This is a genomic window from Mesorhizobium sp. Primo-A, from assembly GCF_003997175.1.
GTDB lineage: Bacteria > Pseudomonadota > Alphaproteobacteria > Rhizobiales > Rhizobiaceae > Mesorhizobium > Mesorhizobium ciceri.
Window position 1 is genome coordinate 269,718 of sequence record NZ_RZTG01000008.1, and the last position, 11,671, is coordinate 281,388.

Here is an 11,671-nt window from a genome sequence, read left to right on the forward strand (position 1 = left end):
GTCAGAGCCTCGCCTTCAGATCGGCGCCCGGCTTGAATGTGATTTTCTTCCCGGCTGCGATCTGGACCGTATCCCCAGTCCTTGGATTGCGGCCTTGGCGCGCCGCCGTCGCCTTGACGCCGAACACGCCGAGCCCGGCGATCTGCACCTTGATGCCGGCAATCAGACTGCCAGCGATCGCGTCGATCGTGGCATTCACTGCCGCGGCAGCATCTGCTTTCGTCATACCGGTCTCACCGGCAACGATGGCGGCGATTTCGTTTTTCGTGGTCATGCTTCTTCCTTCGAATGAGCCGCGTCTGCGGCGGTTGTCGCCGGGATTCCGGCATCAAGCAGGCCGACCTGGTTTCCCCAGGCCGTCCATTTTTTCCTAGAGCTTCTTGAAAAAAGCTCGACATACGGCCCATCGAACATCGTCTCGATGCGGTCGTACTGTTCGTCGGGTTTTTGGCTGTGCAGGCGCCGCGGCTGACGGATGGCGTCGAGCGGCATCGCCTCGATGAAGTCGCGCACGCTGCGCACGCCGGCAGGGATCACCGCGTCGCCGAGCATGTCGCTCTCGATCGGCTGCCTCAGTTGAGGGTTGCCGCGCGTGCACAAAATGCACGGTTCGACATTTTTTCGTGTGCCATATCCCCCACCAAATGCATACTTGCCGGACTTCGGATTGTATTTCAGCCATTCCCAGGCAAGGCCGGCGAAGTTCAGCCCCAACGCTGGGACGACCTCATGCCAGCGCATAGCCAGCGGCCAGGTCATCCAAAGGAACACAGCGGCGTCGTCAGCGAGTAGCGCGGTCAGTGGGATTTGGCAGATGTCCTCGATCGACATCGTGTCGTAGTGGCGCTGCGGGCCCTTGCCCTGCCCCTTCTCGGAGAAGTGCTCGAAGTCCCACGGGATATCGAGAAGCGCGACCTTGAAGCCGCCGGCCGGCCGCAGGGCCGCGAACTCCTTCGTCATTTGAGAGAAGTCAATATTGCTCATGGCGGCGTCACCGAGCGACCGAACGAAACTTTGGCGGCGTGTCCCGAATGTCCGTTTAGAAATGCCAGCACGGCGCTGGCCCGGTCTGGACTCCCATCCATTTTTGCGCCGGAAGCTTCGGGGCTTGGTGTGCTCAGGTGGCCGCCGGCACCTGCCGAAAGGCGCGGACCGGGTGTATTCTGTTTGAATGATGCACAGGGCAAGATGGGCCTCACCTGTCCTGCTTGGCGAGATCGTCCACTTCGACACAGCGGCCGATGTAGTTCGCCTCGGGGAAGAACTCGGTGACTTCCATCTTGATCACCTCGTTGCACTTCGCGACGGACTGGACGCAGCGTGTCTCTAGCGAGAACGCGTTGTCCATCAGGGCGAGGATCATCAGAACCTGGCACATCAGATCTGCTGCTCGTAGGTTGGCGCCGGCGCGGCTGCAGGCTTGTCGGGGAGTGCCTTCGGCTGAGGGAGCGCCCAGAACTGCTGATCGTGCGTGTCCCATGAGAACTCGAACAACCCAGCAATCCCGCCCTTGCCCTTCTTCCCCTGGTCGGGCTGGCCGCCCTCGCCGGAGTTTCCCTCTTCCGACTCCCACGGCCACTTGAACGGCTTTACTGTGATGCCAGCCTGACCGCCCTCGCCTTTCTCATCCATGGCCTTCTGAAGCTCGTCAGCCGTCTTTGTGCTCCACGGCAGTTTGTAATAGCGTGGCTGCTGCTCGCCGCGGTCGACGAAGATGTAGATGCCGTCCTCGATCAGCATCTTCGCCGCAAGGATCTGATGATCGCCAGCGGAGAGCGTCACGCCATCGACGAGCGGAACCGGCCAGCCGAGACTGAAGCCGAGGGAGACGCCAGCAATTGGGCTTGCCAGTAAGAATGCGAGGACGGCCAGGCCACGAGCTCGCGAGAAACCGCGGGCCCATATGGCGAGCGAGGCGGCGATGCCGAGAATGACGGTGATCGCCAACCAAACGGTGATGGGGTAGTTCATGTCACATGTCTCCAAGTTTTGTTCCTGACGATCCCGGCTATGAGAGAATGTGACACCCCATACTTCGATGCCAGCGCGCGACAATCACTCCCCTTGACACGAGGAACGTATTCTCGCCTGATCGCCGAAATGTCTTCTTCGGTAAGTTTGGATTGGCCGTTCTTTATTCCGCGAATGTCGGTCCCATGTGCGATCCGGTCTGCCTGGTTCGACTCTGGCGTATCCCACCGTAGATTGTCCAAGCGGTTGTTGTCTGGGTTGCCGTCGTTGTGACAGCCCTCAAGTCCATCCGGGCGCGGGCCAACGAACGCCTCAAGAACCAAAAGATGAACATAACAAATCTTCATCATAGCAACCTCTGGGTAGAGGCTGACGATGTGATGCTCCCTAGCAAGGGCGTGACGAAGGATGCCGCCGCGAACACCCCGGACGCGGCCCAAGTTGGACACCTCGTGTCGCGGGGCGAAGCTGACAGTTCTCCAAATTTCCACGGTCACTTCTTCGCACTCCGAAGCGGCTTAAAGACGGAATTCATGGAGCCGGGAACGATCTCGCCCTTGTCGGTCAGTTTGAACCGGATGGCAGTTCGCTCTTGACCGTCAGTCACCAGTTTCACCGTCGTGTTGACGAGCGGCTTGAGCGACGACTTACCTGGTTCGCCGCTATTGATCTCGACGACGACCTTCACCTCCTGCGGCAACTGCGGACATCTGAAGCAGTGAACATTTATGGTGTAATCGCCGCCGACAACGCCGCGCGTAAAAGAGTCCTCATAGTTCAGATCACCGGCGTCCGGCTGCGCGCCGAGATCATCACGCAGGAGATTCCAGAGAAGCCCACCTTTGTTGCTGTAGCCCACGGGAACCAACTCCCCCGGCCCGTCGACCCAAAGATCGACATCGGTGTCACCCTGCGGCCAGACCGCGTGGACGATCATATTTCCTGGCGGCTCGGCGGCCGCCTGCTCCACGGCTTTCTTCACCTGGATCAGGAGAGCCACGATGCCAATGATCATGACCAGGCCGAGAATGGTGTTCAGCAGGACGTCACGATAGGCGACGCTGTTGATCTCGCTGTCGTAGTCGATCTCGGGCTCGTTCATTTGATGTACATCCGACCCTTGAGTGCGTCGGCGTCAATGTGCAGAAGCGCGGTCGCGGTTCGCAGAATGTGCCCATTGACGGCCAGCCAGAGGCCGAGACCTGTGCCGATCAGCGTTGTGTAGAACGCGACCTTCATGCCGTCGATCATCTGCGAGATCGCATGCATGGCCGCATCGCTCCCGCCGGAAAGGTTGAGCCCCTCGACCGCCTGGGCAAACCCGGTGATGTTGCCTATCAGTCCTAGCGTGACCAGCCAGACCGATACGGCCGCAACAAAGGTGTTCTTGATCTTGAACTTCCGGACATCAACCCAGTTGCCGAGCTTGACCTCGTTTAGGGCTGCCGACGTCTTCCTGACGCGCTGGACAAAGCCAACCATGGCCACCAGGAAGACAACAACCATGCCGTAGCCGATGCCTGTCGTCTCATTGGCGAAGAGAACCTGAACATGACCCTGCATGAAAGCCCAGCTCAGTCCGGCGACGATGCATGCGTTAAAAACGACAATCCTGTACCACAAGAGATTATTCAGCATGCACTTCCCCTTTTCAGTCCCGAGTTGTTGATGTTCAGTCCGCCGCAGTGTGCATCTCGATCGGCGCCGACGTCCGCGCGCTCGAGCCGAATGTGATCAGCAGGATGGTGAAGCAGGCGCCAAAGAAGGCGGCCAGCGCTATCGATCCCTTGAGGGAGACAATGGCCGTGCGCCTCCCGACTCTCATGATTCTCTTCCGCCCGGAACGGGTGCCGCCGGCTTGGTCAGGAACCAGTCAGTCCCGACCGCCAGGACGCACGAAGACCCGTCGGCGTTGACTCCCACCGTCGTCCATGTAGCGCCGCCGGCCGAAGCGAAGACCGCCATGAGAAGTTTCTCATTGATGAGGCCGCCACCGATTTGAACCTCGTGGAACTTCTCGGCGAGTGCCTTCTTCATGTCCGCCCAAGGCGCACAGGATGGCTGATCAGCGGCAAGCGCTGGAGACATTGTCAAAAACGCTGCGAGGAACAGGCATGCTTTCACGGCAAGTCTCCTAGAGGAATTGGTGCCGGGCACGGCCCCCGGCTGGCCAGTTAAGTTGGATTGTCGCCGTTAGGCGACGATCAGGACTTCGACCCCTTAAGCCAACCCTCGATCGTCTCCATCTTCCACAACGTGAAGATGAGGCTGGCGACGAAGAGGCTCGAGAACAGATCCATGAGCGTGCTGAAAATTACGAATTGCAGCACGATCAGGACCAGTTGGATGACGAGAACGGCGCCGAGCGCCTTCTCCTTGAGCCAGGCGAGCATATCGATCAGGCGGCGAGTTTGTCGTAGTTGACGTTGCAGATCGACGCTATGTCCTTCATGACAGCGACTTCGGCCGGCGAGATGCCGCCTTCATCGGCGACATCAAGGCTGGCAAGAACGATTGCCTGGCCGAGCGAGCCTGTCTTGTCGCGGGCGATGACCTCGCGGATTTCGTTCTTCAGTTCGGCCTTGCCAGATCGCGTTGTCGTTTTGCCTTGCATCTTGCCGAAGACCGATTCGATCTGGGTGGAATCGAAGCCGGCGGCGATGGCTGAGTTCGAGCGAATGACGGTCAGCGTCTTCTCGTATTCCTTGTCGTCGATACCGCCTTCGGCCGCCGCGGTGAGCGCGCACGCGGCGCACATGCCTTCAAGAAAATCCTTGTTCCCAGAGAACTGGTTCATGGCTTCCTTGGCTTTGCCCTTGAACAAACTTCCGAACAATGTCGTCTCCATATTTTGGTTGAGGTTTGGTCGTTCTACTTATCCTGGCGTGGTGGGCCAGAATTCCTTCAGGCGAAGCGCTCAGCCATCTTGCGACGGCGATCGGCTTCAGCCTTCTGTTGGGCGTTGATCTTTTCGTTGGTCGCCTGGCGAAGGGCGCGTTTGCGCTCGCCGCGCGTCATCGTCTCTTCATCATCGACGGCGACAGGCACCATCTTGCGCGAGCTTACAGCCTTCCGGCGCGGCCGTTTACCTACGCGCTCGGCATGCCGCAGGATGGCGGCGAGAGCGCCACCTTCGAAGATCGTCTTGCTGCGCTCCTCGCGGATAGCGCGACGGCGTTCACCGCGCAGGAGAGTGGCGCCTGGTGAATTGGTTGGCTGCACTGGCTGGAATGACCGCTCCCTGCCAGCCCTAGCCGCGCGCCTGAGTTCTGCGGCAGTCATATAGAGAAGGTCCAACTCGGTCTTTTTGCCAAATCTAGCGCGCGGTGGCGTTCTGGTCGCAGTAAACATCACTTATGCCCTTTCACTGCCGCCGCGACATCTGCCGCCGGCTGAATTCCTGTATCTTCCTATGGATGTCGGACCCCTGCTCTGTTGGCAGTTCCGGTGCGATCCATTCAGCCAACGAGTTCCCGCAGTTTTGAAACCAGTTCGCCACCTTCAGTCTCCGCATGAGCGGAAATAAACGCCGCCAGTCGAGCAGCCCTTTTGATTGAGGCATCAAATTCCCCCCGAGCAGCTTCTAAGGCTGCCTGTTCGAGATCCAGCATTTCGTAATTGTCGATCCGTCGCGCCTGTTTCTTCCAGATCGTCTGGACGCGCCGCTCAGTCCACTGCCGCGGTCGATCGCGCAGAACGTCGATCGGCAGCCTGCGTTCGATTCGCTTGACAGCTTCGAAAGCGGCTCCAATGCAGCTCTTTGCGTTTCTGCCCTGGCGAACCTGCCAGGTGTTTTGGACGAGGCTGCTCGCAGTTGCCACATCAGACATTGCGGAAGCCTTGCCCGAAAAGGGCACGCGCATGTTCATTTCCTCCGATACGTTGAACACCATCGAAGAACGGCCCACCCCATAACCCCGGGCCGCTGGGAAAAAGGAAGAACGAAAATGCTCTCGAGACCAGAACAAGGAATTGCTTGCAGGCTGATACTTGTCCGAGATGGAGAGCAGACAAATTCATGGGCGGATCGCCGCCCCAACTGGTTGATGAAGGCCGAAGGAAATCGCAACAGCGATCGCCAGCCGGCCAACCGAGTAGAAAGCGCGCGAGCCAACGCATGCCGCGCCGGAATTGTCGGATCCGCGATTCTCGCTCACCGCAGAGAATGAATCCGAACGCAGAAGACCAGAGGTAGCCGTCACCGCGCCAGCGGGGCGGCAAATGCCGTTCATGGCGAAGGCGTTGGTCATTCTGCGACCGCAAGCTCAGGGCACAGCGCATCGGCCGTGCCGGCGTCAGCCGCATCTGAAAGAACCTGGAGAGAAATGAGCACAGCGCCTTTCGGCGGATTGCCGACGCGCTCCATGTTGGAAACCGTCGACTGATGAACACCCAAGAAACGGGCCAGTCGGCCCTGGTTCCACTTAAGGCGCTTTCGCAGCGCCTTCATGTCGAGAGGTGAATTCGTTTCGCTCATAATCCGTAATATGCATATCACATATTCACAGTCAAGAGGCGAAACGCATATCGTTAGCAAGTAAGATGTATTTTATGAAAAAGTTTGATGACCGACCCGACAGATCTCAACGCCTGCAGCAGGCGAGGATCGCCCGCGGCTTCAAGACCGCAAAGGCCGCCGCCGAATTTTTCGGCTGGAAGGTGCCGACCTACAATCAACACGAGACCGGGCGAACCGGCTATCAGAACTGGCTGACTGACTACGCTAGGGCCTTCAAGGTGGATGAGTCATGGCTTTGGAGTAACGTCGGCCGCGGACCCGGGGGTGGTCCTGACCTTTCGATACCTGATCACACAAAAGAAAAACTGAAACTTCTCGAGCCGGACGACCTGATCGAAGTCTTTGATTATCTCGATGGCATTGTTGACAGGGCAGTCCAAAGAAGCCGAAAGTGATCACGTAAATAAATCGAGGGGAAACAAAGGGGGTAAGCTTAAAATGGGTGTGGCGCTCGGTGCTGGCCTGTGGTCGGATTCTGGGATGACTGAAGTATCAGAAACCCAACAATTCCAGTCATGTGAGGCATTTGTTTCCATGGAGGGGGATGTGGCCGATTTTAAAGCAAAATATGAAGGTAAAGAAAATATTACGGTGTCGGTGCCTTTTTCGCTAATGGGGATGCTATACCATGAGGTGCGCTACGCCGCGCAGCTTATGATTTACCGGCAAAGGATGAGGGTGGATAAGGGCGTGGAAAAGATGCTTGAGCTATGCGCGACGGCACTCAGACCTTCGACCACGGAAGTCATACTGGACAAGGAAACCCGCGACCGCGTGGTAATATACCAATTCGCCGAGCACTCTCCTTTCTGCGTGCGGATGTCGCCAGATGAGGTGGAAAGCTTCGTGATCAAGCTGAAATCTGTGGATAAGTCAGCCGCTCACTGAAAAGATATTCGCCACCAGACCTCGGAGACGAAGGTGCTCGCGCCTTCTTTCATTTCCTTGAGGCAATCTTTCTTACTACCCTTATGTTTTCGTTCTGCAAACAGGTTCAGCCGGCTATCCTCCAAAGACCCCCTAACCCCATAGCCTTAGCTACGGAGCTCGGGGGTCTTGGAAAACTCTGCAACTCAGGACGAGCCGACTAGAGCCCCCAGATTTACCTTGCGGCAAATCAAGCCCTGCAAATCCCGGTGGCGCCGCAGGATGATCTAACCCCGCGCCCGCAGCTTATCCGGCCAGGGATTGCACCTGGTCGCTGCGATGATGCCCTCGTTTCATGATTGTAATACCAAGTGAGTTCGGCTACACCGAATCACTGGATTTTGGCCACGAACCGAATTCATCCAGTCTTTGGCCCCCTTGGGATCTCCCATCGGGGCCTTTCTTTTTGGCCTTCTCGCCTGAGCGGAACAGCCAACATTTTCGATTTTTATAAATTCTTGCACGCTCAACATGCCGAGCGTTCTGCATATCGTCAACCAGAAAATATGGATTTACCATTTTTCCTGTTGACTGAATTTATGTGATATGCATATTAGAGGGCATTGAAAGCCCATTAAATCGGAATCGACTCTCACTCCGGAGGTGCCCTCGTGACGAAGATCTGACCACCCGAATTCGGCACATCGTCAACGGGCTGGCGCGAATGCCAGCCCCTCCCACAAAGGAGGACAGCGTGATCACCTCAATCAACATGTCATGCCCCTTCTGCCGTTCCTTGGACCTCGCCGTGCGAAACTTCGGAACCGGAAAAACCAGACAGTTCCACGTCAACTGCCACAACTGCGGCGCTGACGGTCCTCTTGCTGATGGCACTACCGAAGCCTGGGCGCTTTGGAATGAACGGCCGAACGAACCCCAACGGGGCGACGGCACACCACCTCATCACTCAAACTAGCGCCGTCGGCGCCTCGCACAAAGGGGACCATCATGTCGAAGCCCTTCTATTCCTATCGCGAGCACATCCTTCCCGCCCGTGAGCAACTGGCGAAGCGGTTCCCTGCAGCTTTCATGCGCAAGGGCGAGCCGGAGAAGAAACCTCTCAAAATCGGAATCGCCAAGGAAGTCCTGGCGCTGGTCAAGGATATTCCGCGGAAGGTCGTCAAGCGGGCGATCAGCGATTACTGCTCCGGCCCGAAATACACCAAGGCCATGGTCACCGGCGCCGTCCGCGTCGATCTGGACGGAAAGCCGGCCGGCAATGTGTCGGCCGCTTCCGAGGCCTATGCACGAGCTCGTGAGGCCGAACGCCAGAAGCAATACCACCAGCGGCATGCGAGCCGGCAGATCGTCACCGAGGAAGCTCGGCCGTGAACAAGACGCTCGCCGCCCTCAATGACGAACTTGCCGAGGCGAAGAAGGCCTACGAGCACTGCAGCTTTCACGACAATTACCAGCGCCTGCGTGCATGCCAGGGCGAATGCCAGGTCGAGATCGATCGGTTGAATACGGCGATCGCGGAGGCGGAAAAGCATGCCGACGCGTGAACAATTTACCACCGAAGAAGAATTCGTCGCTGCTCTGCGCGACTGGTTCGCTGGTCAAGCGCTGGCCGGACTGTTGGCCTCATGGAGCCTGACAGACGACATTCGGTTTGTTCGGATGAGCAACGTCGACCGAATGAAAATGTTCGCCTTCAATTCGTACATGCAGGCCGACGCCATGCTCGCCGAAAGGCAGAAGCCATGATGTGGCGGGTCACATTGTATTCCCTCTGCGTCCCGCCGTCGCCGCAACTGTATCGCGACTTCGAAACAGAAGCGGAGGCCGAGCGCTGGAAAACATGGAGCGCCTGCCTTCCTTGCCATGCAAGATTGAGGCGGCAATCATGAGCCACAATCCCCTCGCCCAATATCCGATCGTCCAGTTGCGAGCCTGGGCCGAAGCCAACATCATCTCCACCAAGAAATATGTCGACGAGATCGAGCGCCGCAAGAGCGTCGCGCAATACGAGATCTGCGGCGAGCTTTGCACCTGCACCGCCTTCTGCGATCGGGTGAACGACGAGATCCAGGCCAACGGTGGCGCGGACGGATTCTCGACCCTGACGGAAGCGGAACTGATCGACAGACTGAAGGCAAGTAGCGGGGTGGCGGCATGATCCGCTGCCTCGCTCGCGAAGACATGATGGCGCACGCCGCCGAGGCGGTCAGCTTTCACCATGGTGGCAATCGCTATGCCGCCCTCTTCCATATCCGCATCGCCATGGGACTGGCGTCACGACTGAAGGACGCCGCCGCCCGCAAAGTGCTGATGACCTATCAAAATCGCATGAGGAGGAAATCGGCGTGCGCGGATTGAACCAGCCATACCCGAAGCAGATCGGCCGCCGAGTCGTGCATGACGAGACTCAAAAGCAGGGCTTCGTGGTTGTCCAGCCGGGCAGCGACGCAACGCATGTCTATGTGCTCTTCGACGGCGCCGACGAGGCCATACCCTGCCATCCCGGCAGCCTTGAATATGTGGAGAAGGCAGCATGATCGACATCATTGTTGAAGGCGCCGCTGCGATCAATCTGGCGGTTCTTTCCGGCACGGTCAAGGCAAACGATACGTTCGCGCTCATCGCTGCGAAGTTATGTCCAGCTGTGCTTGCTCTCTGCCTCGGTGTGCACGCCTACGGTAAGCTCATGGGCTGGCCGGTATGATCGGCGCCGAAGCCAAGCGCCGCGTTCTAGCCGCCCTCGAAGAGATCGAGAAGTTCGACACGGACCGCGCGTTCATTCTCGCAGCGCGCCGCCGCTACTGCGATCTGACCCAACCCCACCTTGCTGTAGTCGAGCCGAAGCGTTGCGACGCTGGCGCCGGCATCGTGATGACGCACTCAAACATTCGGACCGGATACTGACATGCCCATCTCCTACCTGCGCATCAACAACTACATGCGCGTCGAGAACGTCGAGTTCAACCCAAAGGGTGGGCTGAATGAGATAACCGGGGCAAACGGCGCCGGCAAGACAAGCACGCTGAGTGCGCTCGCGACCATGGGCGGAAAGAAAGAGATCGCTTGGAAGCCTATCCGAGATGGCGCGGAAGAGGCGACGATTGAAATTCACGTTGACGGAATCGGCACGGCGCAGATACGGATCGTCCGCAAATTCTGGACCGACAAGAACGGCAGGCAGGCCGAGTCCCTGATCATTGAAAGCGCCGACGGGGCCAGGTTCCCATCCCCCCAGAATATGATGACCGGCTGGCTGGGCGCCTTTGCGTTCGACCCCCTTGCTTTCACCCGCATGGATGCAAAGGAACAAGCCGAGATCCTGAAAAGGTTCGTTCCCGATTTCGACTTCAACGCGATCGACAAGAAGAACCGCGAGGACTTCGAGACTAGGACCGACGTCAACCGGTCGGCGAAGGATCTGCGAGCTCGCGTCGGCGGCATCATCGTGCCAGCAGACACACCGGATGAACCGATCGATGAGTCCGCTCTCGTGGAGGAACTGCAAAGCGCCGGCGCGCACAACTCTGACATCGAAAAGCGCAAGGCAAACAGGCAGTCTCTTCAACGAGACATTGATCAGCGCGCAGATGGCGTCGGGCGCTCCCACGCAAAAATCGACGAACTAAAGCAGCAGATATCAGCCATCGAGGAGAGCATCACCGTCGATGAAGGCTGGATCTCGGAACAAAAAACTCGCTTGGCCAAGGCTGGTGCGTTGCCGACGCCCATCGACCAGTCGGCGATCACCGCCAAGATCAACGCGGCACGGACGATCAATGTCCACGTCACCCGAAAGATCGAACGCGCTGATCTGACCAAGAAGGCTGACGCCGCCGAAGCCGAGAGCATCGCCCTCACCGCCGCTATGGACGCCCGCAAAAAGGAGAAGGCGGAAGCCGTCCGGAAGGCCAAGATGCCGGTTGATGGGCTGGAATTCGGCGATGACATGGTGCTGTTCAATGGTCAGCCACTCGATCAGGCATCGCAGGCGGAGAAGATCCGGGTTTCTGTCGCGATCGCCGCGGCAATGAGCCCGAAACTGAAGGTCGCCATCATCAAGGACGGCAGCCTTCTCGACAAGAAGTCGTGGGCGCTGCTTGAGCAGTTCGCGATCGAGCATGACCTCCAGGTATTCGTCGAGACGGTTGATAGCACGCGGCCGACTGCGATTGTCATAGAAGATGGGTCCATTCGCCAGGAGCAAGCGCTGGAGGCCGCAGAATGACGTTCGTCTGCTTCAAGGGAGCGACTGCGTGGGAGGCCCAGGTCGGTCGCGTCTGGTTTCATCTTCGG

General features: G+C 58.3%; 25 protein-coding genes. 11 read left to right on the plus strand and 14 right to left on the minus strand.

The window, feature by feature from the left end; genetic code table 11:
• Nucleotide 1 precedes the first annotated feature (1 nt).
• From EOC83_RS16995 to EOC83_RS17060, 14 genes are all read right to left on the minus strand, one after another.
• Nucleotides 2-274, minus strand: a complete 273-nt coding sequence (locus tag EOC83_RS16995; protein WP_063168431.1) for an HU family DNA-binding protein — start codon at nt 272-274, stop codon at nt 2-4.
• Nucleotides 271-1,233: an MT-A70 family methyltransferase gene (locus EOC83_RS17000; protein WP_127224378.1), complete on the minus strand. Its 963-nt coding sequence runs from the start codon at nt 1,231-1,233 to the stop codon at nt 271-273. The genes EOC83_RS16995 and EOC83_RS17000 overlap by 4 nt, the downstream gene beginning before the upstream one ends.
• Nucleotides 1,196-1,378, minus strand: a complete 183-nt coding sequence (locus EOC83_RS17005) for a hypothetical protein (RefSeq protein ID WP_063168433.1) — start codon at nt 1,376-1,378, stop codon at nt 1,196-1,198. The genes EOC83_RS17000 and EOC83_RS17005 overlap by 38 nt, the downstream gene beginning before the upstream one ends.
• A complete protein-coding gene (locus EOC83_RS17010; protein ID WP_063168434.1) occupies nt 1,378-1,971 on the minus strand; it encodes a hypothetical protein in 594 nt (197 codons plus the stop codon). Before EOC83_RS17010 ends, EOC83_RS17005 begins: the two co-directional genes overlap by 1 nt.
• 493 nt (nt 1,972-2,464) lie before the next feature.
• Entirely contained in the window at nt 2,465-3,073 is a 609-nt protein-coding gene (locus EOC83_RS17020; RefSeq protein ID WP_063168436.1) for a hypothetical protein, read from the minus strand.
• The gene (locus EOC83_RS17025; RefSeq protein ID WP_063168437.1) at nt 3,070-3,609 is read right to left on the minus strand and encodes a hypothetical protein; all 540 of its coding nucleotides are present in this window, start codon (nt 3,607-3,609) and stop codon (nt 3,070-3,072) included. The genes EOC83_RS17020 and EOC83_RS17025 overlap by 4 nt, the downstream gene beginning before the upstream one ends.
• A 34-nt stretch (nt 3,610-3,643) precedes the next feature.
• Nucleotides 3,644-3,796, minus strand: coding sequence for a hypothetical protein (locus EOC83_RS32815; RefSeq protein ID WP_158515794.1), 153 nt, complete (start codon nt 3,794-3,796; stop codon nt 3,644-3,646).
• Nucleotides 3,793-4,095, minus strand: coding sequence for a hypothetical protein (locus EOC83_RS17030; protein ID WP_127273921.1), 303 nt, complete (start codon nt 4,093-4,095; stop codon nt 3,793-3,795). The genes EOC83_RS32815 and EOC83_RS17030 overlap by 4 nt, the downstream gene beginning before the upstream one ends.
• A gap of 80 nt (nt 4,096-4,175) precedes the next feature.
• Entirely contained in the window at nt 4,176-4,364 is a 189-nt protein-coding gene (locus tag EOC83_RS17035; RefSeq protein ID WP_063168439.1) for a hypothetical protein, read from the minus strand.
• A gap of 5 nt (nt 4,365-4,369) precedes the next feature.
• A complete protein-coding gene (locus EOC83_RS17040) occupies nt 4,370-4,768 on the minus strand; it encodes a tellurite resistance TerB family protein (protein ID WP_164762425.1) in 399 nt (132 codons plus the stop codon).
• Between the two features lie 107 nt (nt 4,769-4,875).
• On the minus strand, nt 4,876-5,253 hold the full coding sequence (locus EOC83_RS17045) for a hypothetical protein (protein ID WP_127325961.1): 378 nt from the start codon (nt 5,251-5,253) through the stop codon (nt 4,876-4,878).
• Nucleotides 5,254-5,429: 176 nt separating this feature from the next.
• Nucleotides 5,430-5,840 carry a hypothetical protein gene (locus EOC83_RS17050; RefSeq protein WP_127224380.1) on the minus strand — a complete coding sequence of 137 codons (411 nt, stop codon included), beginning with the start codon at nt 5,838-5,840 and terminating at the stop codon, nt 5,430-5,432.
• Between the two features lie 147 nt (nt 5,841-5,987).
• Nucleotides 5,988-6,221, minus strand: coding sequence for a hypothetical protein (locus EOC83_RS17055; RefSeq protein ID WP_063168443.1), 234 nt, complete (start codon nt 6,219-6,221; stop codon nt 5,988-5,990).
• Complete coding sequence (locus tag EOC83_RS17060) at nt 6,218-6,448, minus strand: helix-turn-helix transcriptional regulator (RefSeq protein WP_063168444.1); 231 nt, start codon at nt 6,446-6,448, stop codon at nt 6,218-6,220. The genes EOC83_RS17055 and EOC83_RS17060 overlap by 4 nt, the downstream gene beginning before the upstream one ends.
• A 74-nt stretch (nt 6,449-6,522) precedes the next feature.
• On the opposite strand from EOC83_RS17060, the gene EOC83_RS17065 reads away from it, so the two are divergent.
• From EOC83_RS17065 to EOC83_RS17110, 11 genes are all read left to right on the plus strand, one after another.
• The gene (locus EOC83_RS17065) at nt 6,523-6,885 is read left to right on the plus strand and encodes a helix-turn-helix transcriptional regulator (protein WP_127224381.1); all 363 of its coding nucleotides are present in this window, start codon (nt 6,523-6,525) and stop codon (nt 6,883-6,885) included.
• Complete coding sequence (locus tag EOC83_RS17070) at nt 6,845-7,378, plus strand: hypothetical protein (RefSeq protein WP_127224382.1); 534 nt, start codon at nt 6,845-6,847, stop codon at nt 7,376-7,378. The genes EOC83_RS17065 and EOC83_RS17070 overlap by 41 nt, the downstream gene beginning before the upstream one ends.
• Before the next feature lie 987 nt (nt 7,379-8,365).
• Nucleotides 8,366-8,749, plus strand: coding sequence for a ProQ/FinO family protein (locus EOC83_RS17080; protein ID WP_063168447.1), 384 nt, complete (start codon nt 8,366-8,368; stop codon nt 8,747-8,749).
• Complete coding sequence (locus EOC83_RS32820) at nt 8,746-8,922, plus strand: hypothetical protein (RefSeq protein ID WP_158515796.1); 177 nt, start codon at nt 8,746-8,748, stop codon at nt 8,920-8,922. The genes EOC83_RS17080 and EOC83_RS32820 overlap by 4 nt, the downstream gene beginning before the upstream one ends.
• Nucleotides 8,909-9,124, plus strand: coding sequence for a hypothetical protein (locus EOC83_RS17085; RefSeq protein WP_063168448.1), 216 nt, complete (start codon nt 8,909-8,911; stop codon nt 9,122-9,124). Before EOC83_RS32820 ends, EOC83_RS17085 begins: the two co-directional genes overlap by 14 nt.
• Nucleotides 9,125-9,263: 139 nt before the next feature.
• The gene (locus EOC83_RS17090) at nt 9,264-9,536 is read left to right on the plus strand and encodes a hypothetical protein (protein WP_127224383.1); all 273 of its coding nucleotides are present in this window, start codon (nt 9,264-9,266) and stop codon (nt 9,534-9,536) included.
• Nucleotides 9,533-9,736, plus strand: a complete 204-nt coding sequence (locus EOC83_RS17095; protein WP_063168450.1) for a hypothetical protein — start codon at nt 9,533-9,535, stop codon at nt 9,734-9,736. The genes EOC83_RS17090 and EOC83_RS17095 overlap by 4 nt, the downstream gene beginning before the upstream one ends.
• Nucleotides 9,724-9,915: a hypothetical protein gene (locus EOC83_RS17100; protein ID WP_127224384.1), complete on the plus strand. Its 192-nt coding sequence runs from the start codon at nt 9,724-9,726 to the stop codon at nt 9,913-9,915. Before EOC83_RS17095 ends, EOC83_RS17100 begins: the two co-directional genes overlap by 13 nt.
• Nucleotides 9,912-10,082 carry a hypothetical protein gene (locus tag EOC83_RS32825; protein WP_158515797.1) on the plus strand — a complete coding sequence of 57 codons (171 nt, stop codon included), beginning with the start codon at nt 9,912-9,914 and terminating at the stop codon, nt 10,080-10,082. The genes EOC83_RS17100 and EOC83_RS32825 overlap by 4 nt, the downstream gene beginning before the upstream one ends.
• On the plus strand, nt 10,079-10,282 hold the full coding sequence (locus tag EOC83_RS17105; RefSeq protein ID WP_063168452.1) for a hypothetical protein: 204 nt from the start codon (nt 10,079-10,081) through the stop codon (nt 10,280-10,282). The genes EOC83_RS32825 and EOC83_RS17105 overlap by 4 nt, the downstream gene beginning before the upstream one ends.
• A gap of 1 nt (nt 10,283) precedes the next feature.
• Complete coding sequence (locus tag EOC83_RS17110; RefSeq protein ID WP_063168453.1) at nt 10,284-11,603, plus strand: AAA family ATPase; 1,320 nt, start codon at nt 10,284-10,286, stop codon at nt 11,601-11,603.
• Nucleotides 11,604-11,671 lie beyond the last annotated feature (68 nt).

Excerpts from the sequence above, each read along its gene's own strand:
- EOC83_RS17050 (WP_127224380.1), bottom strand. The coding sequence starts at position 5,840 with ATGAACATGCGCGTGCCCTTTTCGGGCAAGGCTTCCGCAATGTCTGAT.
- EOC83_RS17110 (WP_063168453.1), top strand. The coding sequence starts at position 10,284 with ATGCCCATCTCCTACCTGCGCATCAACAACTACATGCGCGTCGAGAAC.
- EOC83_RS17055 (WP_063168443.1), bottom strand. The coding sequence starts at position 6,221 with ATGACCAACGCCTTCGCCATGAACGGCATTTGCCGCCCCGCTGGCGCG.
- EOC83_RS17040 (WP_164762425.1), bottom strand. The coding sequence starts at position 4,768 with ATGAACCAGTTCTCTGGGAACAAGGATTTTCTTGAAGGCATGTGCGCC.
- EOC83_RS17010 (WP_063168434.1), bottom strand. The coding sequence starts at position 1,971 with ATGAACTACCCCATCACCGTTTGGTTGGCGATCACCGTCATTCTCGGC.
- EOC83_RS16995 (WP_063168431.1), bottom strand. The coding sequence starts at position 274 with ATGACCACGAAAAACGAAATCGCCGCCATCGTTGCCGGTGAGACCGGT.
- EOC83_RS17060 (WP_063168444.1), bottom strand. The coding sequence starts at position 6,448 with ATGAGCGAAACGAATTCACCTCTCGACATGAAGGCGCTGCGAAAGCGC.
- EOC83_RS17105 (WP_063168452.1), top strand. The coding sequence starts at position 10,079 with ATGATCGGCGCCGAAGCCAAGCGCCGCGTTCTAGCCGCCCTCGAAGAG.
- EOC83_RS17035 (WP_063168439.1), bottom strand. The coding sequence starts at position 4,364 with ATGCTCGCCTGGCTCAAGGAGAAGGCGCTCGGCGCCGTTCTCGTCATC.
- EOC83_RS17020 (WP_063168436.1), bottom strand. The coding sequence starts at position 3,073 with ATGAACGAGCCCGAGATCGACTACGACAGCGAGATCAACAGCGTCGCC.
- EOC83_RS17045 (WP_127325961.1), bottom strand. The coding sequence starts at position 5,253 with ATGACTGCCGCAGAACTCAGGCGCGCGGCTAGGGCTGGCAGGGAGCGG.
- EOC83_RS32815 (WP_158515794.1), bottom strand. The coding sequence starts at position 3,796 with ATGAGAGTCGGGAGGCGCACGGCCATTGTCTCCCTCAAGGGATCGATA.
- EOC83_RS17085 (WP_063168448.1), top strand. The coding sequence starts at position 8,909 with ATGCCGACGCGTGAACAATTTACCACCGAAGAAGAATTCGTCGCTGCT.
- EOC83_RS17065 (WP_127224381.1), top strand. The coding sequence starts at position 6,523 with ATGAAAAAGTTTGATGACCGACCCGACAGATCTCAACGCCTGCAGCAG.
- EOC83_RS17080 (WP_063168447.1), top strand. The coding sequence starts at position 8,366 with ATGTCGAAGCCCTTCTATTCCTATCGCGAGCACATCCTTCCCGCCCGT.
- EOC83_RS32825 (WP_158515797.1), top strand. The coding sequence starts at position 9,912 with ATGATCGACATCATTGTTGAAGGCGCCGCTGCGATCAATCTGGCGGTT.
- EOC83_RS17095 (WP_063168450.1), top strand. The coding sequence starts at position 9,533 with ATGATCCGCTGCCTCGCTCGCGAAGACATGATGGCGCACGCCGCCGAG.
- EOC83_RS17090 (WP_127224383.1), top strand. The coding sequence starts at position 9,264 with ATGAGCCACAATCCCCTCGCCCAATATCCGATCGTCCAGTTGCGAGCC.
- EOC83_RS17070 (WP_127224382.1), top strand. The coding sequence starts at position 6,845 with ATGGCATTGTTGACAGGGCAGTCCAAAGAAGCCGAAAGTGATCACGTA.
- EOC83_RS17025 (WP_063168437.1), bottom strand. The coding sequence starts at position 3,609 with ATGCTGAATAATCTCTTGTGGTACAGGATTGTCGTTTTTAACGCATGC.
- EOC83_RS17005 (WP_063168433.1), bottom strand. The coding sequence starts at position 1,378 with ATGTGCCAGGTTCTGATGATCCTCGCCCTGATGGACAACGCGTTCTCG.